General features: G+C 62.3%; 26 protein-coding genes. 16 read left to right on the top strand and 10 right to left on the bottom strand.

What is annotated here, in order from left to right; genetic code table 11:
• The first annotated feature begins 44 nt into the window (after nt 1-44).
• The 4 genes from uvrB (at nt 45) to X730_RS1000000168030 (ending at nt 5,920) form a co-directional block, all read left to right on the top strand.
• Nucleotides 45-3,215 carry an excinuclease ABC subunit UvrB gene (gene uvrB / locus X730_RS163415; RefSeq protein WP_023825350.1) on the top strand — a complete coding sequence of 1,057 codons (3,171 nt, stop codon included), beginning with the start codon at nt 45-47 and terminating at the stop codon, nt 3,213-3,215.
• Nucleotides 3,216-3,430: 215 nt separating this feature from the next.
• The gene (locus tag X730_RS163410) at nt 3,431-3,766 is read left to right on the top strand and encodes a hypothetical protein (protein WP_023825351.1); all 336 of its coding nucleotides are present in this window, start codon (nt 3,431-3,433) and stop codon (nt 3,764-3,766) included.
• Nucleotides 3,767-4,071: 305 nt separating this feature from the next.
• On the top strand, nt 4,072-5,598 hold the full coding sequence (locus X730_RS163405) for an ABC-F family ATP-binding cassette domain-containing protein (protein WP_023825352.1): 1,527 nt from the start codon (nt 4,072-4,074) through the stop codon (nt 5,596-5,598).
• Between the two features lie 148 nt (nt 5,599-5,746).
• Complete coding sequence (locus X730_RS1000000168030) at nt 5,747-5,920, top strand: hypothetical protein (protein ID WP_023672009.1); 174 nt, start codon at nt 5,747-5,749, stop codon at nt 5,918-5,920.
• A 49-nt stretch (nt 5,921-5,969) separates the two neighbouring features.
• Here X730_RS1000000168030 and X730_RS163400 read toward each other — a convergent pair whose 3' ends face one another.
• Nucleotides 5,970-6,584 (bottom strand): glutathione S-transferase, encoded by a 615-nt coding sequence (locus tag X730_RS163400; protein ID WP_023672010.1) that lies wholly within the window; start codon nt 6,582-6,584, stop codon nt 5,970-5,972.
• A gap of 200 nt (nt 6,585-6,784) precedes the next feature.
• Between X730_RS163400 and X730_RS163395 the strand changes: the two genes are divergently transcribed.
• Nucleotides 6,785-7,213 (top strand): glyoxalase/bleomycin resistance/extradiol dioxygenase family protein, encoded by a 429-nt coding sequence (locus X730_RS163395; protein WP_023691563.1) that lies wholly within the window; start codon nt 6,785-6,787, stop codon nt 7,211-7,213.
• 71 nt (nt 7,214-7,284) lie between these two features.
• Nucleotides 7,285-7,638, top strand: coding sequence for a DUF1428 domain-containing protein (locus X730_RS163390; protein WP_023733342.1), 354 nt, complete (start codon nt 7,285-7,287; stop codon nt 7,636-7,638).
• 7 nt (nt 7,639-7,645) lie between these two features.
• On the opposite strand, the gene X730_RS163385 is transcribed toward X730_RS163390, so the two are convergent.
• Both X730_RS163385 and X730_RS163380 read right to left on the bottom strand, forming a co-directional pair.
• On the bottom strand, nt 7,646-9,280 hold the full coding sequence (locus tag X730_RS163385; protein ID WP_023825353.1) for a sulfotransferase: 1,635 nt from the start codon (nt 9,278-9,280) through the stop codon (nt 7,646-7,648).
• A 203-nt stretch (nt 9,281-9,483) separates the two neighbouring features.
• The gene (locus X730_RS163380; protein ID WP_023728228.1) at nt 9,484-9,666 is read right to left on the bottom strand and encodes a hypothetical protein; all 183 of its coding nucleotides are present in this window, start codon (nt 9,664-9,666) and stop codon (nt 9,484-9,486) included.
• A gap of 323 nt (nt 9,667-9,989) precedes the next feature.
• On the opposite strand from X730_RS163380, the gene X730_RS163375 reads away from it, so the two are divergent.
• Genes X730_RS163375 through X730_RS1000000168035 form a run of 3 tightly spaced genes read left to right on the top strand, consistent with a single transcriptional unit; the run spans nt 9,990 to nt 10,697 of the window.
• Entirely contained in the window at nt 9,990-10,259 is a 270-nt protein-coding gene (locus tag X730_RS163375) for a hypothetical protein (RefSeq protein ID WP_023672014.1), read from the top strand.
• Nucleotides 10,256-10,522, top strand: a complete 267-nt coding sequence (locus X730_RS163370) for a hypothetical protein (protein ID WP_023728230.1) — start codon at nt 10,256-10,258, stop codon at nt 10,520-10,522. The genes X730_RS163375 and X730_RS163370 overlap by 4 nt, the downstream gene beginning before the upstream one ends.
• Before the next feature lie 37 nt (nt 10,523-10,559).
• Nucleotides 10,560-10,697: a hypothetical protein gene (locus X730_RS1000000168035; RefSeq protein ID WP_023683725.1), complete on the top strand. Its 138-nt coding sequence runs from the start codon at nt 10,560-10,562 to the stop codon at nt 10,695-10,697.
• A gap of 553 nt (nt 10,698-11,250) precedes the next feature.
• On the opposite strand, the gene X730_RS163365 is transcribed toward X730_RS1000000168035, so the two are convergent.
• The gene (locus tag X730_RS163365) at nt 11,251-11,673 is read right to left on the bottom strand and encodes a Kazal-type serine protease inhibitor domain-containing protein (RefSeq protein ID WP_023825354.1); all 423 of its coding nucleotides are present in this window, start codon (nt 11,671-11,673) and stop codon (nt 11,251-11,253) included.
• 484 nt (nt 11,674-12,157) lie between these two features.
• Between X730_RS163365 and X730_RS163360 the strand changes: the two genes are divergently transcribed.
• The 3 genes from X730_RS163360 to X730_RS163350 all read left to right on the top strand — a co-directional run bounded on the left by X730_RS163360 (nt 12,158) and on the right by X730_RS163350 (nt 13,553).
• Nucleotides 12,158-12,370 carry a cold-shock protein gene (locus X730_RS163360; RefSeq protein ID WP_006202520.1) on the top strand — a complete coding sequence of 71 codons (213 nt, stop codon included), beginning with the start codon at nt 12,158-12,160 and terminating at the stop codon, nt 12,368-12,370.
• A gap of 352 nt (nt 12,371-12,722) precedes the next feature.
• Nucleotides 12,723-12,935 (top strand): cold-shock protein, encoded by a 213-nt coding sequence (locus X730_RS163355; protein WP_023672019.1) that lies wholly within the window; start codon nt 12,723-12,725, stop codon nt 12,933-12,935.
• 192 nt (nt 12,936-13,127) lie between these two features.
• Nucleotides 13,128-13,553, top strand: coding sequence for a BA14K family protein (locus tag X730_RS163350; protein ID WP_023672020.1), 426 nt, complete (start codon nt 13,128-13,130; stop codon nt 13,551-13,553).
• A 66-nt stretch (nt 13,554-13,619) separates the two neighbouring features.
• On the opposite strand, the gene X730_RS163345 is transcribed toward X730_RS163350, so the two are convergent.
• The 3 genes from X730_RS163345 to X730_RS163335 form a co-directional block, all read right to left on the bottom strand.
• Entirely contained in the window at nt 13,620-14,258 is a 639-nt protein-coding gene (locus X730_RS163345; protein ID WP_023683724.1) for an MBL fold metallo-hydrolase, read from the bottom strand.
• A 230-nt stretch (nt 14,259-14,488) separates the two neighbouring features.
• Nucleotides 14,489-14,803: a hypothetical protein gene (locus X730_RS163340; protein WP_023672022.1), complete on the bottom strand. Its 315-nt coding sequence runs from the start codon at nt 14,801-14,803 to the stop codon at nt 14,489-14,491.
• 145 nt (nt 14,804-14,948) lie between these two features.
• On the bottom strand, nt 14,949-15,842 hold the full coding sequence (locus X730_RS163335; protein WP_023672023.1) for a branched-chain amino acid aminotransferase: 894 nt from the start codon (nt 15,840-15,842) through the stop codon (nt 14,949-14,951).
• 244 nt (nt 15,843-16,086) lie between these two features.
• Here X730_RS163335 and X730_RS163330 point away from each other — a divergent pair, with 244 nt between their 5' ends.
• The 4 genes from X730_RS163330 to X730_RS163315 all read left to right on the top strand — a co-directional run bounded on the left by X730_RS163330 (nt 16,087) and on the right by X730_RS163315 (nt 20,062).
• A complete protein-coding gene (locus X730_RS163330) occupies nt 16,087-16,620 on the top strand; it encodes a MarR family transcriptional regulator (RefSeq protein WP_023683723.1) in 534 nt (177 codons plus the stop codon).
• The gene (locus X730_RS163325) at nt 16,607-17,326 is read left to right on the top strand and encodes a response regulator transcription factor (RefSeq protein ID WP_023672025.1); all 720 of its coding nucleotides are present in this window, start codon (nt 16,607-16,609) and stop codon (nt 17,324-17,326) included. The genes X730_RS163330 and X730_RS163325 overlap by 14 nt, the downstream gene beginning before the upstream one ends.
• 75 nt (nt 17,327-17,401) lie before the next feature.
• Nucleotides 17,402-18,817 carry an ATP-binding protein gene (locus X730_RS163320; RefSeq protein ID WP_023672026.1) on the top strand — a complete coding sequence of 472 codons (1,416 nt, stop codon included), beginning with the start codon at nt 17,402-17,404 and terminating at the stop codon, nt 18,815-18,817.
• Nucleotides 18,818-19,039: 222 nt separating this feature from the next.
• A complete protein-coding gene (locus tag X730_RS163315) occupies nt 19,040-20,062 on the top strand; it encodes a glycosyltransferase family 1 protein (protein ID WP_023683722.1) in 1,023 nt (340 codons plus the stop codon).
• Between the two features lie 10 nt (nt 20,063-20,072).
• Here the strand turns inward: X730_RS163315 and X730_RS163310 are convergent, their stop codons facing one another.
• The 3 genes from X730_RS163310 to X730_RS163300 form a co-directional block, all read right to left on the bottom strand.
• Nucleotides 20,073-20,432 carry a tRNA-binding protein gene (locus X730_RS163310; RefSeq protein WP_023672028.1) on the bottom strand — a complete coding sequence of 120 codons (360 nt, stop codon included), beginning with the start codon at nt 20,430-20,432 and terminating at the stop codon, nt 20,073-20,075.
• A 6-nt stretch (nt 20,433-20,438) separates the two neighbouring features.
• Entirely contained in the window at nt 20,439-20,939 is a 501-nt protein-coding gene (locus tag X730_RS163305; RefSeq protein WP_006202532.1) for a YbjN domain-containing protein, read from the bottom strand.
• A gap of 315 nt (nt 20,940-21,254) precedes the next feature.
• Nucleotides 21,255-21,557, bottom strand: coding sequence for an accessory factor UbiK family protein (locus X730_RS163300; protein ID WP_023711152.1), 303 nt, complete (start codon nt 21,555-21,557; stop codon nt 21,255-21,257).
• Nucleotides 21,558-21,741 lie beyond the last annotated feature (184 nt).

The following is a 21,741-nucleotide window of genomic DNA, read 5'->3' on the forward strand; positions in this document are numbered from 1 at the left end:
ACTGCACTCTTTCCATTTTGGCGGACTCTGCCCATATTTGGGGCATGGCCAAACTTCCCGAGAACAAGACACCGTCTCCGGCGGGTGACAACAGCGCTTCGCCGCCCAAGCGGCGCAGCCCGTTGACCGATTTCCTCGATGCTTCGGAGCCCTTGCACAAGGGTGGCTTCGCCGAGGCGCCGCAGGCTGACTTCACCGGCACGCCGCTGAGCGGCTCGATTGCCGACTGGGCAGAGCAGATAGAGCAGGAGGCCGAGAAGGAAGGGCGTAGTTCCGGCGGCGCCAAGCCGCCGAAGGTGGCGAAGAAGATTCCGGAACGCTCAACCTCCCCCGGCCGCAGTTCGCGCGGCACCTCGATGGGCGGCGCGGCCACGGCCCGCGAGCGCACCGCCGCCGGCCTCAACCCGGTCGCCGGTCTCGACATCTCGCTGGAAGACGCCGAGACCATGGCCTCGGGCAGCGTCACCGCCACGGTCGCGGCGCTGTCGGCGCTGATCGAATCCGGCAACCCCTTGCACAAGGACGGCGTGCTGTGGACGCCGCACCGCCCTGCCCGCCCGGAAAAATCCGAAGGCGGCATCGCCATCAAGATGGTGTCGGATTTCGAGCCGGCCGGCGACCAGCCGACCGCCATCAAGGATCTTGTCGAGGGCGTCGATAACAATGACCGCACCCAGGTGCTGCTCGGCGTCACCGGCTCCGGCAAAACCTTCACCATGGCCAAGGTGATCGAGCAGACGCAGCGCCCTGCTTTGATCCTGGCGCCCAACAAAACGCTGGCCGCGCAGCTCTATTCCGAGTTCAAGAAATTCTTCCCCGACAATGCGGTCGAGTATTTCGTCTCCTATTACGACTACTACCAGCCCGAAGCCTACGTCCCGCGTACCGACACCTTCATCGAGAAGGAATCCTCGATTAACGAGCAGATCGACCGGATGCGGCATTCGGCGACCCGCTCGCTGCTCGAGCGCGACGACGTCATCATCGTCGCCTCGGTGTCCTGCATTTACGGTATCGGCTCGGTCGAGACCTATACTGCGATGACCTTCCAGATGCAGATCGGCGACCGGCTCGACCAGCGGGCTCTGCTCGCGGATCTGGTCGCCCAGCAGTACAAGCGCCAGGACATCAATTTCGTGCGCGGCTCGTTCCGCGTGCGCGGCGACACGATCGAAATCTTCCCGGCCCACCTTGAGGACCGCGCCTGGCGCATCTCGATGTTCGGCGACGAGATCGAGGCGATCACCGAATTCGATCCGCTCACCGGCCAGAAGACCGGAGAGCTGAAGAGCGTCAAGATCTACGCCAACTCGCACTATGTGACGCCGCGTCCAACGCTCAACCAGGCGATCAAGTCGATCAAGGAGGAGCTCAAGCACCGGCTGGTCGAGCTCGAGCGCGCCGGCCGCCTGCTGGAGGCACAGCGGCTCGAACAGCGCTGCCGCTTCGATCTTGAGATGCTGGAAGCCACCGGCTCCTGCGCCGGCATCGAGAACTATTCGCGCTATCTCACGGGACGCCAGCCGGGCGATCCGCCGCCGACATTGTTCGAATATATCCCGGACAATGCGCTGGTTTTCATCGACGAAAGCCACGTCACCGTGCCGCAGATCGGCGGCATGTATCGTGGCGACTTTCGGCGCAAGGCGACGCTGGCGGAGTATGGTTTTCGCCTGCCCTCCTGCATGGACAACCGTCCGCTGCGCTTCGAGGAATGGGACGCCATGCGACCGCTCTCCGTCGCGGTTTCTGCGACACCCGGCGCCTGGGAGATGGAACAGGCCGGCGGCGTGTTCGCCGAGCAGGTCATCCGCCCGACCGGCCTGATCGATCCGCCGGTCGAAGTCCGCCCGGCGAAAAGCCAGGTCGACGATGTCGTCGGCGAAATCCGCGACACCACGGCCGCCGGCTACCGCACGCTGGTCACCGTTTTGACCAAGCGCATGGCCGAAGACTTGACCGAATATTTGCATGAGCAAGGCGTGCGCGTTCGCTACATGCACTCCGACATCGACACGCTGGAGCGCATCGAGATTCTGCGCGATCTCCGCCTCGGCGCTTTCGACGTGCTGGTCGGCATCAACCTGCTGCGCGAAGGCCTCGACATTCCCGAATGCGGTTTCGTCGCCATCCTCGACGCCGACAAGGAGGGCTTCCTGCGCTCCGAGACGTCGCTGATCCAGACCATCGGTCGCGCCGCCCGCAACGTCGACGGCAAGGTCATCCTCTATGCCGACCAGGTCACCGGCTCGATGGAGCGGGCGATGGCCGAGACCAACCGCCGCCGCGAAAAGCAGATGGAATGGAACGCGGCCAACGGCATCACCCCGGAATCGGTGAAGTCGCGCATCTCCGACATTCTGGACTCGGTCTACGAGAAGGACCATGTCCGCGCCGATATCTCGCAGTTCACCGACGGCGCCGGTGCGATGATGGGCAACAATCTCAAGGCTCATCTCGACGCCATGGAAAAGCAGATGCGCGACGCCGCCGCCAATCTCGACTTCGAGAAGGCCGCCCGCATCCGCGACGAGATCAAGCGGCTGCGCGAGATGGAACTGTCCATCTCGGAAGACCCTCTGGCCAAATACGCCGACATGGAAAGCCCGGTCTCCGGCCGCGAGAAGGGCAAGCACAACAAGGGCGTGGCCAAGCACCGTACGGCTGAGGAACAGGAGCGTTTTCGCAAGTTCGACGACGCACGCGCGGCTGAAGAGGCGGCCAGGGCTGCCCGGTCCAACCTCTTCCGCAAGCCGGCGCTCGACGAAATGGGTGCCGACGGCGCCGTGCCGGTGAAGAAACCGCTGTTTGCCAAGCCGTCGATCGACGATATGGGGCCTGGTACCGACATGCCGACACCGTCAGGCGCGGTGTCGCGCTCGCTGTTCAAGAAACAGTCGGCGCAGGAAGCGCACGGCTCCGACTTCGGCATTCCGGGCGATGCCACCAAGCCGCTGTTCAAGAAAAACTCGCTGGACGAGATGACCGTGCGGCGGACCGAAAAGCCGGTCGAAGGAAAAGTGCCGGCCAAGCCAAACCCAATCTCCCCCCAAGTGGGGGAGATGTCCGGCAGGACAGAGGGGGGCGCGAAGGATCGCGACGATTCCCCCAAGCCAATCATTCGCCAGCGTGCTGGCATCGGCTCCTACGAGGACCCAGGCGATGCGCGTCGTGATAAGCGGCGGCCGGGGAAGACGGGACGGCCAGGAAAGTAAGCGCCCTTCCCCTTCTCCCCTTGTGGGAGAAGGTGGATCGGCGAGCAGCGCCGAGACGGTTGAGGGGTGTTCCAGCGGAGTGAGACGTTGGTGTTTTCTGGAACACCCCTCGTCCGACCGAGCTTCGCTCGGCCACCTTCTCCCACAAGGGGAGAAGGTAAGAACCGACCCGCTGCACCGTTGCGAATTTTCGACGCCGGCCACTAGAATGCGTGATGATCGTCACGCGCAGACTTCAGGAAGACGAGTTCAAGGCTTGCTTCGCCGAGCCCATGACGAACGTCACCGCCAAGGCAGAGGCTGCCGTGGACATATGGCCGTATGTCGAGGCGCTGGATCTCGATGAGATCGGCCTGCCCTATGTGAACGACGTCCACTATGTCTACCGGGATGCCCAAAACCGGTTCGATCAAGTTCTGATTGGCACCGGCAGGTTCAACGCCCTGCTTGTGATCGTTGTTGATCTTCACAGGAGCGCAGTGTTCGGACATTTCCTGCTGGATCCAAACAGGGAATACGGAGTGAGCGGAGGCCATCTGAGGCCCGTGTGACAGTAGCGGCCGATTGCCAACCGACCCGCCCACTTGCCTCCACCCCCGCCTTTGGTGTAATCGCTCCACACACTCAAAGTTTTGTCTTGAAAGGAGGGCTGCGTGTCTATCGATCACCATCATCAGCGTGGCCCGATTTCTGCCCTGCGAGTTCGCTTGCAGGGTTGACCAGGGACATTACGGGTTTTTTCCCGTTTCGATTTTTTGGTCTGCCCTTCGTGGTGCGCAAAGCTGAGCCTGATGGCCGGCAAGCACACCGTCAAAGTGCATCCGGAGTTGTCTCCGGCGAGACCAGAGAAATCACAATGGCCCTGATCAGCCTCAAATCCTTCGGCGTCACCATGAGTGCGCCGCTGTTTTCCAACCTCGACCTCACCATCGGCGCCGGCGACCGGCTCGGCATCGTTGCCGCCAATGGCCGCGGCAAGTCGACCTTGCTTAAATGCCTGACCGGCGCGCTGGAGCCGACCTCGGGCGACATTTCTCGCACGCGCGGCCTGCGTGTCGGCCATGTCGAGCAGTCGGTTCCACCTGCCCTTCTTAGCCGCACCTTCCATCAGGTGGTGGCCGATGCCTTGCCGGCCGAGCAGGCCGACAGCGAGATGTGGCGCGTCGATGTGGTGCTGGATTCGCTCGACGTGCCCGAGCCGATGCGCGAACGGCCGATGCAGGCGCTGAGCGGCGGATGGCAGCGGCTGGCGCTGATCGCCCGCGTCTGGGTCACCGATCCGGATGTGCTTTTGCTCGACGAGCCGACCAACCATCTCGACCTCGCCAAGATCAGCCAGCTGGAAAGCTGGCTGAACGCCCTGCCGCGCGAGGTGCCGGTGGTCATCGCCAGTCACGACCGCGCCTTTCTCGACGCTGTCACCAACCGCACGCTGTTCTTGCGCCCGGAGGACTCGCCGGTGTTTGCACTGCCCTATTCCAGGGCGAGGCAAGCGCTCGACGACCTGGACGCTTCGACGGCGCGCCGGTTCGAGCGCGACATGAAGGTGGCGCAGCAGCTGCGCAAGCAGGCCGCCAAGCTCAACAACATCGGCATCAATTCCGGCAGCGACCTTTTGACGGTGAAGACCAAGCAACTCAGGGAACGGGCGGAGAAGCTGGAAGACGCCGCGGTATCGGCGCATCGCGAGAAATCAGCCGGCGCGATCCGGCTGGCCAACCGCGGCACCCATGCCAAGGTGCTGATTACGCTGGACGACGCCACGGTGGAAACGCCCGACGGCATGCTGCTGTTCAAGACCGGCAAGCGCCACATCTGCCAGGGCGATCGCATCGTGCTGCTCGGCCGCAACGGCGTCGGCAAGTCGCGTTTCGTCGATCTGATCCGCAACGCCATCGCCGAGCCGGACACGGTGCCGAACGTCAAGGTGACGCCGTCGACGGTGCTTGGCTACAGCGACCAGGCGCTGGCCGGCATCAGTGGCGACGACACGCCGCTGGCCCTGGTCTCGCACCGCTACGATGTCGGCGAGCAACGCGCCCGCTCGCTGCTTGCCGGCGCCGGCGTGGTCATCGAGATGCAGGAGAAAAAGATCGGCGTGCTGTCCGGTGGCCAGAAGGCGCGGCTGATGATGCTGGCGCTCAGGCTCGCCAACCCTAACTTCTACCTGCTCGACGAGCCGACCAACCATCTCGACATAGACGGCCAGGAAGCGCTGGAAGCGGAACTGCTGGAACATCAGGCGAGCTGCCTGCTCGCCTCGCATGACCGTTCCTTCATCCGCGCCATCGGCAACCGCTTCTGGCTGATCGACAAGCGGAAGCTGACCGAAGTCGAAGACCCCGAGGATTTCTTCCGCTCGGTGGCTGAAACGGCGGGCTGAGGAACTACCACCATGGGCCGTACCGTGTTGCGGCCCATGCTTTCGCATCTCCCGCAAATATTTTCAGCGCTCTGTCGGATCGCCTGAACCTGCTGCGTCCTTGGGATGCCGACACGATGATGCCGGCTTCATCTGAGGAGAACGCATCATGTCCATTCTGTCATCCATAGGCCGCGTCGCCGCCCGTTACGCACAGAACCGCGCCCGCTATCGCAGCGAGCGCGAGCTTCTGGCCCTGCCGATCGAACTGCGCAAGGATATCGGCTGGCCGGAAATCCTCATCGACGCGCAAAACGGCCCGCGGATCTGCAGGGCGCCCTGACCATGCGGTCGGGAAAGATCGATGCAGGCCGCCGCGGGGCGACCGTTGCTCAGTCATGCGTATCGCCCGACAGCGGCGTCGCCTGCATCGATCGACGCTTTTCGAACGCCTCGAACCAGCGCGTCAGCCGCGCCCGCGCGCGAAAGGACGGCAGCTGGCGGAACGCCATCCAGGACAGCGTGGTGGCAAGCGCTATATGGCCGACATGGAGCGGTGTCTCGTCGTCCAGCGCGCTTTCGATCCAGTCATAGCTGGCCTCGATTTTTTCCCGGTAGCCTTCGGCAAGCGCTGCATAGCGCAACTGTTCGGGCCGCCTTTCCGTCTCCCAGCGCAGGCCTATGCCCGTCTGCGCCAGGCCTTGGGCGACCGCCTGCAACCGCAACGCCTGCCAGCGCGCTTCGCCGTCCTGCGGCAGCAATTTGCGGCCGTCATGCAGCGTATCGAGATAGGCGCAGATGACATCGGAATCGAAGAGCGGCGGCGCATCCGGCCGCAGCAGCACCGGCACCTTGCCGAGCGGGTTTTCGGCGTAGACACTGGCATTGCGCAAGGTCGGGCTGGTCTCGTGATGAATGACCTCGAGCCGGTCGGCAAGCCCGACCTCATGGGCGAAGACGAGCGCTTTGCGCGCAAAGGGCGAATGGGTCTGGTAATAGAGGATCATTGTCGTCTCAGCGGGGTTAAAGGAGCAGTCCCCTTTCTAGCCTGCTGACAGCGAGCATTGCGCTCTGATTGGGCGCCGCCGACGCAAGTTCGTTTCGCCAGAAAATCGCATCAGACATGTAGGATCGCGGCCGGCTCGTTCGTCCTAGGGTTCGCAAGGCCAAACCAAATGCCCAGACCAAACCCAAAGAGGAACAAGACATGACCGACCAGACCCCCATTCAGCCGGCCGCGAAAGTTCTCGGTGGATTGACCCCCTATCTGCAGCTGGACGGCGCCTTCAAGGCCGCCGAATTCTACAAGAAGGCTTTCGGCGCCGAACAGGTGTTCTTCTATCCGCCCGATGAGCAGGGCCGCACGATGCACATCCATCTCCACATCAACGGCTCGACGCTGATGATTTCCGATTTCTACCCCGAAAACGGCATGCCTGCCGTCAAGCCGCAGGGCTATACCATGCAGCTCCATCTCGGCGCCGACGAGATCGATGGCTGGTGGAAGCGCGCGGTCGGTGCCGGCTGCGAAGTCGCAGTGCCGCTGCAGCTGATGTTCTGGGGCGACCAGTGGGGCAACATGCGCGACCCCTTCGGGGTCGAATGGGCGATGAACGCGCCGGCGAAGAAAGACTGACCACCGCTGACAAAGCTCCTCACCGGCTGACGCCGGTAAGGAGCTTTGTGAGATACTCCAAGGAGAACCTCATGTCCTATGTCGATGGTTTCGTGCTCGCCGTGCCGAAGGCAAATATCGATGACTACAAGAAGCTGGCCAACCTCGCAGGCCCGATATGGAAGGAACACGGAGCGCTCGCCTACGTCGAATGTACCGCCGACGACGTGCCCTATGGCGAGTTGACCTCGTTTCCGCGTGCCGTTCAGGCAAAAGACGACGAGATCGTCGTCTTCGCCTGGGCCGTCTATTCGTCCAGGCAAAGCCGCGACGCGGTAATGGCCAAGGTTATGGCCGATCCGCGTTTGACGCCCGATTCGGGGCCCATGCCCTTCGATATGAAGCGCATGATCTTCGGCGGCTTCCAGCCCTTCATCGAGCTTTAGCCGCTGCTCAGGCCAGCTTGTCCAGCAGCGGCTTCAACCTGTCGCCATAGCGCTTCCAGAGATCGACCGAGCCCTGATACATCGGCTGGCGCACCTGCGCGGCCGAGGCCGTGCGCACCGGGCGGTCGGTCTCGTGGAACGACAGCGCCTTGTCGTCCCAGGACAGGCCGAGATGCCCGATCAGCGCCCGCGTCTGTCCCTCCTGGTCGGCCACGAAATCCTCGTAACGCACGTCATGGACGACGCCCGGCAGAACATCGTGCCAATGCGCCATGATGTCGGTGTAGATGTTGTGGAAATCGGCGAGCTCGCCCAGATCATAGCCGTAGCGGTGGTTGTCGCCGCGGAAATGCACCTTGTAGATCGAAAGGCAGGTCGCCGCCGCATCGCGCGCGCAATGGATGATCCTGGCTTTCGGCAGCATCATATGGATGAAGCCGATGAGCAGGAAGTTGCCGGGCATCTTGTCGGTGACATGCCTGAAGTTGGGATAGCGCTCATGCAGCGTGTCGAGATAGGCTTGGCCCGCTTCGGCAAACTCCGCGTCGGATACATCGACCAGTCCCCAGGGGAAACCTCCCGGCATAGTCAGCGGAAATTGCTTGCCGACCGCGGTTTTCAACATGCTGAGCTCGCCCGCGCCATAGACTTGTGGATGGCTGGCGATGATCTGTTCGACCAGCGTGGTGCCGGAGCGCGGCATGCCGACGACAAAAATCGGCGTGTCGTCGGAGATTGCACTTGGCTTGTGCTTTTCGAAAAAGCCGGCGTTGAACACCGTCTTCATCGCCTCGAATTCGGCCCGCGTCCTGACCGGATCATAATCGATGCCCTTGCGGCGGATCGCATTGCCTTCAGCGAAATAGTCGAAGGCCCTGTTATAGTCCTTCAAATCGTCATTGGCCTTGCCGAGACCGAAGGACAGCTGCATGCGTGCCAGGCTGTCGGCCGGCGCCTTGGCATGCTGGGCCTCCATGCCGGCGAGTTCGGCGTCGCGCTCCTTCTGGCGCTTGACCTGCGTCAGCATCAGCCAGGCTTTTGCCATGCCTGGCGTGATCGCCAACGCCTGCCGGAACAGGTCGGCCGCCTCATCGAGCTTGCCTTTTTCCATCAGCCCGACGCCGAGCCCATGCAACAGGTCGGCATCCTTGGGCCGGATCGTCAGCGCCTCGCGAAAGGTCGCCAGCGCCTCATCCAGACGACCGGCTTCCTGCAACGTTTCGGCAAGCCCGATGCGGGCGCGGACATGGAAGGGATTGCGCCCGATTGTGCCGCGATAGATGTCCTCCGCAGCCTCGAACTGGCCGAGCTGTTTCAACGCCGAACCCAGATTGTCGCGTGCCGCGAGCTGGTCGGGCTTGAGATCGACCGCGCCGCGGAAGAAATCGGCGGACGCGGCAACGCGGCCGAGATCGCGCATCACCGTGCCGAGATTGTTGAGGAAATCGGGATTCTTCGGCTGCAGACGCACAGACTGCTCGATCAGCTCCAGCCCTTCGGGGCTGCGCCCGGTCTGGTGCAGCAACAGGCCCAGGAAATGCGCCGCTGCCGGGTGATTGGCCTTGCGCGCCAGCACCTGCCGGTACAGCGTCTCGGCCTCCTGCCGGCGCCCGGCCTGATGCAGCTGCAGCGCCTGCTGCACATATTGGTCGAGGCCCAGCGGCGCCTGTCCGCCAGCTCCAGCACCCGCCGCTCTTCTCTGATCTCTGTTGATGGGAAACCTGCCGTGTTTTGTCCGCTTGCCGCGATCTAGGCCATCGGCGCTGCAGGTTCAAGGGAAGAGTGGGCTCGCCAAGGGCGCGGACCTCTTCGAAACTCTAGAGGAATTCCAGGAAAATGTAGCGTTCAAATCAGCCGGTGGCTCTCGGCGAGCCGGCGCTCCCGCCGTAGCGTGCCGTCGGTGTCGGCAATCTTGCGCCGTGCCGCTTCGTCGCTTCTTATCGTCAGGCGCACTGATATTGCCTTGGGGAAGAGGACGATTGGCTCGATTGTTGCGGTCGGACGATCCGGCGTTTTCATGAATCTCATATATTTTTGCCTTTCGTAAAAAATAATCTTAGGGGCACCGGAATAATTATTCCGATGCTCTCTAAATAAGAAATTGGCTGATATTGTTCCACGATAGCAGATTTATTAGGGGTTTATACGAGAAATTTTTTATACCGGTCGAGCCGTGGCGGAAATCAGCTTGAATAACCAACAATTTCGGATTATTGATCTGAGATCGTTTTTTGGGTCAAGCTTGGCATATAGCGGCGTCGGAGATACTCGACCCGCCAAACTCATTCCAATCGCCGATGGTTGAGTTCCCGGTTGATGCCGGAAAGCATCGACGAACCAGAGCCAAGCCAATGCCGGATCGCACCACCCGTTCCATCGCCCATTTCGCGGCACCCTTCGTGCTTGGCGGGCTGGAAGGGCAACTGCCGGCCGGCGACTATGACATCGATCACGACGAAGAGCTGATCGAGGGCATGTCGCGGCTTGCCTGGCGTCGCGTCGCCACCTTCATCCATTTGCCGGCAAGGGCGGTGAAGAACCCGGCCACCAGCCAGCTTGTCGCCATCGACTACCTCGAACTCGAAACAGCGCTGAGGCGCGACCAGGAGAACGCAGCATGATCCGCTTCCAGCAGAATGCGCGTCCGCGCACCGATACGCCCTCGCACCTCTTCGCCATCGGCCAGACCGTGCGCATGAAGAGCCGCAGCGGGCTCGCCCAGCAGACCGCCGAGCTGTTTCAGATCAAGAGCAGATTGCCGGTCAAGGATGGCTCGCCGCAATATCGCATCCGCAGCGAGGAGGAGACCTATGAGCGGGTCACCACGGAAGACAACCTCGAAGTGGCGGACGCCCCGGCTGTCCCCGACAGCCAGGCAGTCTGACACCGCACCCACCCAGCACGTACGAAGGAGCAGACAGATGGCCAAGGGTCAGCAGCGCAGCAATCGCGAAACTCGCAAGCCCAAGAAAGACAAGGTGGTGGCCAAGGCCGCCTCCCCGTTCGGTTCCTCGGTCAAGCAGGCAGAGAGCAGCCTGAAGCCGAAGTCGAAGGGCTGACCAGGCAGGGCGCGCCTGGCGCACCTGCCGGCAATGGACTTACGATCTCGGACTGACGATCTCGCCCAAAACTCTGCAACGGAGGCTTGCTTGACGTTCTTCGTCGAGCCGCTCGCGCGACGCCGACGAAGCCACGCTCGACAAGGTATCGCTGGACGCGCCGAACCTGCGCGCCGCCCTGCAGGGCGCCACCGCGCTGTTCCACAGCCTCGCCATGCCGCAGACCCCCGACCGTCTGCGCATTTGCGACGAGGACGGCGCAGAGCTTTATGCCGGCCCGGCCGACGGGGCGTATTCGGCGTAGGCAACCACTCCGATCCGCGACCTTGCCTTCTCCCTTGGGGGTGAGAAGCGGTCCGCGCAGCAGACGAAAAGCCGATTGTTGGCTTTTCGAGTTTCGAACGCCCTGAGCCTGCGAAGGACCAAGGGTGGTCCGGTCCACCCGCCCGGTCCCCGCTGCTTCGCAGGGTCCCGGCATTCGCCGCCTTTTATCGTGCCAGTGGGACGGTGAATTCGCCTCCGGCGGACTCACCCGACAGGGGAGAAGGAAAAATCAGCAGGGGCCGTCCTCGACGACGCGGTAGTCGGCGGCACGGGCCTCGCAGGCGTTGGGAAAGGTGCGCAGCTCGCCATGGCGGCGGGCGCAGACCGGGGCGTATTCGCGCGTGCAGAATGTCGGCTCTTCGCCGCCACCACCGCCACCACCGCCACCACCGCCGTCGCGGCAAGGGCCGTCGCGAACGATGCGGTAGCCTTCCCGTTCGGCAAGGCAGGCATTGGCGAAGGTCTGGCGGTCACCGCCGCGCCGCGCGCAGACCGGCTCGTATTGCCTGGTGCAGAATTCCGGTTCCGGCCGTGGCGGGCGCGGACGTGGTCCCGGCCCGTCATCGACGACGACGGTGCAGGCCGCAAGAAGACCCGACAGGAAGAGAATAGTAAAACCCTGGCGCGAGAAGATCGTCGCAAGAAATCTCATGAATATGCCTCCCTCGAGACCCCCGTCCCCGGCGCAAAACGCGCCTGTCGATCCTCGCCATTCCCTTGCCAAATGCAACCCCCGTTTGCGGCGCGGGAGCCATGCGATGCCTGGCCCGCGCATTGGTTTGGCCCTGGACCAGACCGCTGGACCATGCGTGGCCGGGCTCTGGCTGATGAACTCTTAAGAACCCAGGTTTATCGAAGCGCCTTCGTTGGGATGCGTCGATGGACGCGGCCCGCGGCGCTATCTTGCAACTATCACGTTTCCGTGCGATAAATTTTGTGTTCGGGCATTTGCGACCCGGAGAGCGGAACGTTTTGGACGACCTTTCCCCGATACTGTGAATCTCTGACGGCCCCGTTTTCGGCGGGGGGTTTTACCATGCGCAAATGCAGGACTGCCGAAGCAACCACCGGGACTTGCCCACGATGCCAGGCGGCGGGCAAACCATAAGACTGACACGGGTGAAGGAGTTTCCCCAATGGCCCAGACCGGCACCGTTAAATTCTTCAACGCGACCAAAGGCTTCGGCTTCATCACGCCCGACGGCGGCGCCAAGGATGTGTTCGTCCACATTTCCGCGATCGAGGCCTCGGGCCTGCGTACCCTCGTCGACGGCCAGAAGGTCACCTTCGACGTTGAACCCGACCGCATGGGCAAGGGTCCGAAGGCGGTCAACCTCCGCGCGGCCTGAACCGGCGGTGCCCGCGCGCCCGTCAGGGCGCTCGAAAAAGCACCTAAAGCGTGTTTGAACCGGCTTTGTCAGCCGTCCAGAGTTTCGAAGGCGCGACGTTTCCCGTTGCGCCTTTTTCATGACCGCCGTCGCCGGAGGCAAAGGACGCTTTATCGGTCAATGCCGTGGCTGATCGCCGGAGCAATCGTCTGGCGCGAATTGCCTTCGGTGCCACGATCTATTTGACCAGCCTTCAGCGTTGCCGCCGTCGCCAAAACTTTCTCTTGCCGATAGCGCTAAAATAAAGGACAAATTTCCCTTCGGGCATTTGCCGGCCCGAAACTGGACTTTATGGGATCAAAGGGAGCTTCCCATGCCGCAGACCGGCACCGTCAAATTCTTCAATCATGCCAAAGGCTTCGGCTTCATTACGCCCGACGACGGGCAGAAGGATGTCTTCGTTCATATTTCGGCCGTGCAGGCTTCGGGTCTTTCCGGTCTGGAGGATGGACAGAAAGTGACATTCGACACCGAGCCGGACAAGCGCGGCAAGGGTCCGAAGGCCGTCAACCTGTCGGTCGGCTAAGCTGGCTCAAGACAGTCCGGACGGAGATTGACGAGGCGGAGCGCCTTGCGTACGCGCTTGGTTTTGCCGCAAGAACTGGATCGTATCAGCCAATTCCGTTCAGCCCCCGTTCAGCCACGGTCTTCTATTAATCGTCCCCTAGGCTGGACCGCATCCCCGAAAACTATCCGGGCCGGCACGAAGGAGACCAAAATGAATCGCATTTTCAAGACCGCCATCCTGGGCGCCGCTCTCGCCGCGACCACCCTCGCCACCTTGCCTGCCGCCAATGCCAAGGACTGGAACCGCTGGCATCATGGCCATGGTCGTCATCATAATGGCGACGCGCTTGCGGCCGGTGTCGTCGGCCTTGCGGCCGGCGCTCTGATCGCCGGTGCGCTGAGCAACCCGCAGCCGCGCTACAGCAGCTATGATGACGATTACGACTACCGCGAAGTGCGGCCGGCGCCGGTGCGCCGTTACTATGCCGAACCGCGGGTCGTCTATGCCGACCGCTATGCCGAGCCGTGGACCCGCGACTGGTACGAATACTGCTCGGACCGCTACCGGAGCTTCAATGCCCGCAGCGGCACGTTCACCGGCAATGACGGTGAGCAGCATTTCTGCGTCGCGAATTGAGCTTCCCTGTCCCACAAAAAGCGCTGACCGCAAGGCCAGCGCTTTTTTTTTGGCAGAAAGACATCGCTAAGTCAGGAAGGGATTGGTCCGCCTCTCCTCGCCAAAGCGGCCACCCGGGCCGTGGCCGCAGATGAAGCCGATCTCGTCACCGAGCGGCAAAAGCTTGTCCTTGATCGAGGCGATCAGCGCCGCATGGTCGCCGCCCGGCAGGTCGGTGCGCCCGACCGAGCCGCGAAACAGCACGTCGCCGACATGAGCGAACTTCGCCGCGCGATTGTAGTATACGACATGGCCAGGCGCATGGCCGGGGCAGTGCAGCACCTCGAACATATGTGAGCCGAACGAAACCGTCTCGCCCTCTGCGAGAAACCGGTCGGGCACGCAGTTGCGCGCCCCGGCAATGCCGTAGCGCTGGCCCTGGTTCTCGAGATTGTCGAGCAATAGCTTGTCGGCTTCGTGCGGGCCGATGATCTCGATGCCGAGTGCTTCCTTCAGCTCCATGGCGCCGCCGGCGTGATCGATGTGGCCATGGGTGATCCAGATCGCAGCGGCGGTGATCGCATTGTCCTTCAGCACCGCCAGCACCTTGTCGATGTCGCCGCCCGGATCGACGACGACGCCATGCTTGTCATCCATGTCGAACAGGATGGTGCAGTTCTGCTGGAAAGGCGTGACCGGCACGATGCCGGCATTGAGCTGACCCATGATTGTCCTTTCGCTGTTCCAGCGTGATGTAGAGGCGCGGGCGAAGGCCGTCCACTGCTGAAAGGCAAACAGTCCGTCCCAAAACAGAAATGGGCGGCCCAACGGCCGCCCATTTGACGAAGCCTGAGTCTCGAGCAATTCCAGGAAAAGTGTAAAGCGGTTTTCCGTCCGGAATTGGGTAAAACAACAAACTAGATCATTCGCCGTGAAACGGTGAATGATCTAGAGGCTTACTTCTTCATCGCGCCCATGACCGCACCGATGATGCCGGTCAGGATGGCGCCGCCGCCGGCGCCGCCGAGCAGGTTTTTGAGGTTCAGCGTATCGCCCAATCCGCCCGCTGCCGTTGCAGCCGCTGCCGGGTCGGCCGTGCCGCCGAGCAGGCTGCCGAGGATCGCCGCCCCGCCGACGCCGCCAACCGCGCCGCCGAGGATTTTGGTCAACTGGCCCATCGCCGCATTCTTCAGCGCGACGCCGACCGCCTGACCACCGACAACACCTGCAATTACCTGTACAACGAGCGCAATGAGCGTATTCGTATCCATGTACCTAGTCCCTCCATAGCTGCCAGCCTCCCGGGCCGACACCATCATGAGACGCTGAATTGTACGAAAGTCAAATGCACAGATGCTGAAATAAAGGGGCCGGCCTCAAAACCGCCCCTGCTTGCGAAAAAAGCTGTGACTTTCGTTATTCTGCGGCTATCGCATGCTTAGGTTGCACCGCAGCAGAATAGTCGTTCATCAAAGTCTTGGCGATCTCGCCGACCTCGAATCGGTACGGACCGATCTCGGAGACCGGCGTCACTTCCGCTGCCGTTCCGGTGAGGAAGCACTGTTCGAAGCCTTCGAGTTCCTCAGGCATGATGGCGCGCTCGACGACTTCAAGGCCGCGGTCCTTGGCGAGGCCGATGACGGTGCGGCGGGTGATGCCGTCGAGGAAGCAATCGGGCTTCGGCGTGTGGATCTTGCCATCCTTGACGAAGAAGATGTTGGCGCCCGTTGCTTCGGCGACCTGGCCGCGCCAGTCGAGCATCATGGCATCGGCATAGCCCTTGGCCTCGGCGGCATGCTTGGACATGGTGCAGATCATGTAGAGGCCGGCGGCTTTCGACTTCGACGGCGCGGTGCGCGGATCGGGCCGGCGCCATTCCGCCAGATCGAGACGGATGCCCTTGAGCTTCTGCGCCGGGTCGAAATAGCTCGGCCATTGCCAGATGGCGATGGCGCAGTTGATGCGGCTGTTCTGCGCCGACACCCCCATCTGTTCGCTGCCGCGCCAGGCGATCGGCCTGACATAGGCGTCCTGGAAACCCTGCTTCTTCAGAAGCGTGGTCGAGGCGTCATTGAGCTCGGCCACGGAATAGGGAATATTGAAGCCGAGCAGGCGCGCCGATTCATGCAGACGCTCGGTGTGCTCGTTGAGCTTGAAGATGGCGCCGCCATAGGCGCGCTCGCCCTCGAAGACGGCGCTGGCATAGTGCAGGCCGTGGGTCAGCACGTGGATCTTGGCATCGGCCCATTTGACGAACTCGCCGTTGATCCAGATGAAGCCGTCCAGTTGGTCGAAGGGAACGGATGCCATGGAAACCTCCCGCGGGCGGCGACCCGCACATCATTAGTGTTGTTCTTGTTGCGCGACAGCCGCGTCGGGCGGCCCTTGAAGCGTAAGCGGAGAATCGAACTCTGGCAAACTCAGGAAGTTCCGGAAAAACCGCACTCCCTTGCCTTTTCGTTCGCATTCAGCCGAAAAGCTTGTCAAAAATTACCATTGCGGGGAAATTACGTCAATAGTACTGACATAATTTCCCTCTATGGACGGAGAAATGATGACGGATCGAAGCCCAGCTGCCGGAAAACCGATCAAGACGCCGATCACCGACGAGGACGGCATCGACTTCGCCATCATCGAACTGTTCTTCTTTGCGTATCGCGATTTCACTTCCGATCCGGACCAGATCCTGGCCGATTACGGCTTTGGCCGCGCCCATCACCGGGTGCTGCATTTCGTCAACCGCCGGCCGGGACTGACGGTCGCTGAACTGCTCGACGTGCTCAAGATCACCAAGCAGAGCCTGGCGCGGGTGCTCAAGCAGTTGATCGACACCGACCATATCGTGCAATTGCAGGGTCCGCGCGACCGCCGCCAGCGGGAGCTCTATCCGACAGCCAAGGGGCGCGCCCTGGCGCTGGCCCTGGCGCGGCCACAGTCACGCCGCATCCGTGCTGCATTGGAAGATTCCGGAGCCAGCGAGCGTCCCTTGATCGAACGATTCCTGGAAGCCATGGTCAATCCGGAACTAAGGGCGCAGATCGACATTGTGCCTGCAAACATGTCAGGGAAAAGCCATGGAGACCATTGAGAGGGTGGACCAGCCGACGGCGCCGGACGATGACGCGCCGCATCTGCTTGTGGTCGACGACGACACCCGCATTCGCAATTTGCTCAAGCAGTATCTGACCGAAAATGGTTTTCGCGTCACAGTCGCCGGAAATGCCGGCGAGGCCAGGCGAAAGCTTGCAGGACTCGACTTCGACCTCCTTGTCCTCGACGTCATGATGCCCGGAGAGACCGGCGTCGACCTCACCAAGGCGCTGCGGGCGGAGAAGAACGTACCGATCCTGATGCTCACCGCGCTATCGGAAACCGACAGCCGCATCACTGGGCTCGAGGCCGGCGCCGACGACTATCTGCCCAAGCCCTTCGACCCGCGCGAACTGATCCTGCGCATCAATAACATTCTGCGCCGCGGCGGCCCGGCGACGACGCCCAAGGTCGAGCAGCTGGTCTTCGGCCCCTACACCTTCCAGATCGCCAGGCGCGAGCTGAAGCGGGGCGGCGAGGCGCTGAAGCTGACCGACCGCGAGCAGGAGATCTTGGCGATCTTTGCCGCGCGGGCCGGCGAAACGATCCCGCGTCACGAGCTTGTCGGCGACGATTCGGAAGTCGGCGAGCGCACCATCGACGTCCAGATCAACCGCCTGCGCCGCAAGATCGAGCGCGATCCGTCCAATCCGGTCTGGCTGCAGACGGTGCGCGGTATTGGGTATCGGCTCAGCGTGGAATAGAATGCCGCTGACGGCCGCCCTTGGCCATAGATGTGTGGCCATCGACCAGCGGCCATTGACCCAGCGGAAGGATAAATGGCGACCACGCAACTGGAACGGCCGGAACAAGGCGGCTTTGGCGCGCGCGTATCACGCGCGCTGAAAGCAATGCCGCGTGCCTGGAAGCGGTTCTGGCGGCTGGTTGCGTTCTATATGCCCAAGCGGCTTTATGCCCGCTCGCTGATCATCGTCATCGCGCCGATGATCCTTCTGCAGTCGGTCGTCGCCTTCGACTTCATGGAACGCCACTGGGCAACCGTGACGCAGCGCCTGTCGCAGGCCACCGTGCGCGACATCGCCGCGATCATCGACATGATCGAGACCTATCCGCATGATGGCGACTACGCCAACATCATCCGCATCGCCCAAGACCGCATGCAGTTGAAGGTCGACCTCTTGCCGCCCGACCCGTTGCCGGCGCCTGGACCCAAGCCCTTCTTCTCGATCCTTGACGACGTCCTTTCCACCGAGATCACCCGCCAGATCAACCGCCCGTTCTGGATCGACACGGTCGGCAATTCCAACATCGTCGAGGTCCGCATCCAGCTCGAGGGCAAGGTGCTGCGCGTCTTCGTGCGCCGCAGCCAGGCCTATGCCTCCAACACCCACATCTTCCTGATCTGGATGGTCGGGACGTCACTGGTGCTGCTGACGATTGCCATCCCCTTCCTTCGCAACCAGATCCGGCCGATCCTGTCTCTGGCCGAGGCCGCCGAAAGCTTCGGCAAGGGCCGGCCGATGCCGCGCGATTTCCGCCCACGCGGCGCCGAGGAGGTTCGACGGGCCGGCTTTGCCTTCATCCAGATGCGCGAGCGCATCGAACGCCAGCTGGAACAGCGCACCGCCATGCTGACCGGCGTCAGCCACGATCTCAGAACCATCCTCACCCGCTTCAAGCTGCAGCTGGCGCTGGCTGGCGGCAAGCCCGAGACCAAGGCCGCGCTCAACCAGGACATCGACGACATGCAGTCGATGCTGGAAGGCTATATCGCCTTTGCCCGCGGCGAAGCGTCGGAAGATGCCGGCCATTTCGATCTCGAGGCCTATTTCCAAAAGCTCGGCGAGGAGGCGTCGCTGCACAAGCGCAAGCTATCGACCGTGCTTGCCGGTGATCCGGACGTGCATGTGCGCCCGCACGCTTTCGCCCGGCTGTTGTCCAATGTCGCCGGCAATGCCTTGCGCTATGCCAAGACGGTGGAGATCAGCGCCGATCACGGCCGCGGCTCACTCGTCGTCACCATCGACGATGACGGTCCGGGCATCCCGCCGGAAAAGCGCGAGGACGTGTTCAAACCGTTCGTGCGGCTCGACGAGGCGCGCAACCTCGACGCCAGCGGCACCGGCCTTGGTCTCTCTATCGCCCGCGATATTGCCCGCAGCCATGGCGGCGACATCATGCTGGAAGACAGCCCGCTCGGCGGCCTGCGGGCGGTGATCAAGGTGCCCGCCTGACCAAAGCATGATCTGGAAGGCGGGCTCGGCCAAAAACCACCTTCATCCGCCCGTCATGAAACCATGGTCAAGAGCGCGCATGAAGCGCGCGACCTCAGTTGATTCGGCTCAGCCGCCTTACTTCGACCTCGTGCATGCCCGGGTGCGGTGGAGCGAAGCGAGGGCAGCCGGCCCGTACCGCTATCGCATCAAGGCAACCGTCGACCCGAGCAAAGGACCGCCATGCGCATCCTGATGGTCACCGACGCCTGGCGGCCGCAAGTCAACGGCGTCGTCCACACGCTGGAGCGGCTCACCGAAACGCTGAAAACCTTCGACGTTGCGGTCGACTTCCTGACCCCGAATATCTTTCGCACCTTGCCGTTGCCGACCTACCCCGACATCAGGCTGGCGCTGACCACGCCCGGTCATGTCGCGCGGCTGATCGAGGCTCGCAAGGCCGACCATATCCATATCGTCACCGAAGGCCCGCTCGGCATCATGGCGCGGCGCTATTGCCGCAATGCTGGCCGTCCCTTTACCACCAGCTATCACACCCGCTTTCCCGAATATCTCAGCGCCCGCCTGCCGGTGCCGGAGAGCTGGGCCTATCGCTGGCTGCGTGATTTCCACAATTCGGGACAAGGCACGCTGGTCGCCACCCAGTCGCTGGCGGAGGACCTTGCGTCGCGAGGCTTCACCAAGCTCAGGCCGTGGACGCGGGGCGTCGACACCGATCACTTCCGCCCGGACAAGAAGAAGGACCTCGGCTTTCCCGGCCCGGTATTCCTGTGCGTCGGCCGCGTCGCCATCGAGAAGAACCTGAGCGCCTTCCTCGATCTCGACCTGCCCGGCAGCAAGGTGATCGTCGGCGAAGGACCGGAACTGGCTAGGCTCAGGGCGAAGTACCCGCAGGCGCACTTCCTCGGCCATCGCCCGAACGATGAGCTGGCCGAGATCTACGCCTCGGCTGATGTTTTCGTTTTCCCCAGCCGCACCGACACGTTCGGCAACGTCATCATCGAGGCGCTGGCCAGCGGCACGCCGGTGGCCGCCTATCCGGTCACCGGACCGATCGACATTGTCGGCGACGGCATCGGCGGCGCGGTGTCGACCGATCTGCGCGAGGCCTCGCTCGCCGCGCTCAATGTCGACCGCGCCGAGGCGCGCGAACGCGCCATGCGCTACAGCTGGAAAGCCTGCGCCGAAATGTTCATGGACACGGTCGAAGAGGCGCTGAGCACAAGGCGCAAGCTGGCCGCCTGACGCAATCTTCCTAAAACAACCTGCCGCCGTCCGGCACCTTGCGCTCGATGGCGCCAAGGACCACGGCGCCTTCCTCATCAGGGAAGCCGAGCGTGAGCACTTCCGACATGAACGGACCGATCTGGCGCGGCGGGAAATTCACCACCGCAAACACCTGCCGTCCCACCAGCGTTTCCGGCGCATAGTATTTCGTGATCTGTGCCGAGGATTTCTTCACGCCGATCTCAGGGCCGAAATCGATCTTCAGCTTGAAGGCGGGTTTGCGCGCCTCGGGGAAAGGCTCGGCCTCGACGATCGTGCCGGCACGGATGTCGACACGATCAAAATCGGCAAAGCTGATCTCGGGCTTGCGCGCGCTGCTCGAACTCATGGAAGCTCAAGCGTTGCCATAGGTCTCGAACAGGACACCGGCCAGCGCATCCTTGGCCGAGGTTCCCGACCAGACAACGAACTGGAAGGCCTGGAAATAGCATTCGCAGGCTTCAAGCGCCGACGACAAAAGCACCTCGACCTGCTGGCTCGACGGTTCGACCCCGCCGGCGAGCAGCAGTGACTGGCGAAACATGATCGCGCCCTCCTGCTCCCAGAGATCGAAATGGCCAAACAGCATCTGCTCGTTGATCAGCGACAAAAGCCGCATCACTTCCAGCGCGCGGGCTTCCGGCACCTTGATGTCGAAAGCACAGGCCAGATGCAGCGCCTCGAAGTCCTCCATCCATGAGAAGGAGACGTGATAGTCGGTCCAGCTGCCGGCAACCGAGATCGAGATTTCGTCATCGCCGGCCCGTTCGAAGGACCAGTCATTGTTATGGGCGACCTGCTCGATGACATCCACCGGATGGATTTCGCGGGAGAATTCGAGTTCGAGAAGTTCCATGGAATGCTTCCTGTGTTCAGGGGAGCGCCACACGCTCCGCGGGGCACACACGACGAACAATCTTGTCTTGAACTCGGACGGCCAGGACTTCACGACACAAAGACCCCGGACCGGAACCCACCGCCCGGCCGCATGACCCTGCTCGAATCATGCAACAAATTCAGTCTATTGATCGGGAGTCGCGTGAACAGCCTAATTTTTCGCACTGCGTCATCAGCATGTGGAAAGGCGCTGTCACAAAGATTCATGCATTGCCGGTAAACGATTCACGGCAAAGCACTTTTTCGGATTGTGCTTTGTGGAAAAGTTTAAATTTTATTTTTTTGCTTTGGGCTTTGCCGCAGCCGCAGGTGCGGCCTGTCCGGTCAATTCGGCAAGCCTGGCCTCGAGCGCATCGATGCGGGCGGCCAGCCTGGTGTTTTCTTCGCGGGCCTTGGCAGCCATGTCGCGGGCAGCCTCGAACTCCTCGCGCTGCACCACATCCATGGTGTTGAGGATGCGCTCGGCCTGCCCCTTGAAGGCAGTCTCCACCTCGCGGCGCACGCCTTGTGCGGCACCCGCGGCATCGGTCATCAGCTTGGCGAATTCATCGAGAATGCGGTTCGGTCCGGTTGACATGGCAAATCCTCGCTTGCTCGAATTGACGTAGTGGCACTGCCTGCGGAATGCAAGAACGTTGAAGCTGGTGCGGCTTAATGTCGGACGCGATTTAACGACGGTTGCCGTGACGGACAGTACGGACTTGGAGAAGCGCTTTGCAGCACTCGATGCAGCACTCGCAAAGGGCATTTCGGATGCCAGT

This window comes from Mesorhizobium sp. L103C131B0 (assembly GCF_000502275.1).
Taxonomy (GTDB): Bacteria; Pseudomonadota; Alphaproteobacteria; order Rhizobiales; family Rhizobiaceae; genus Mesorhizobium.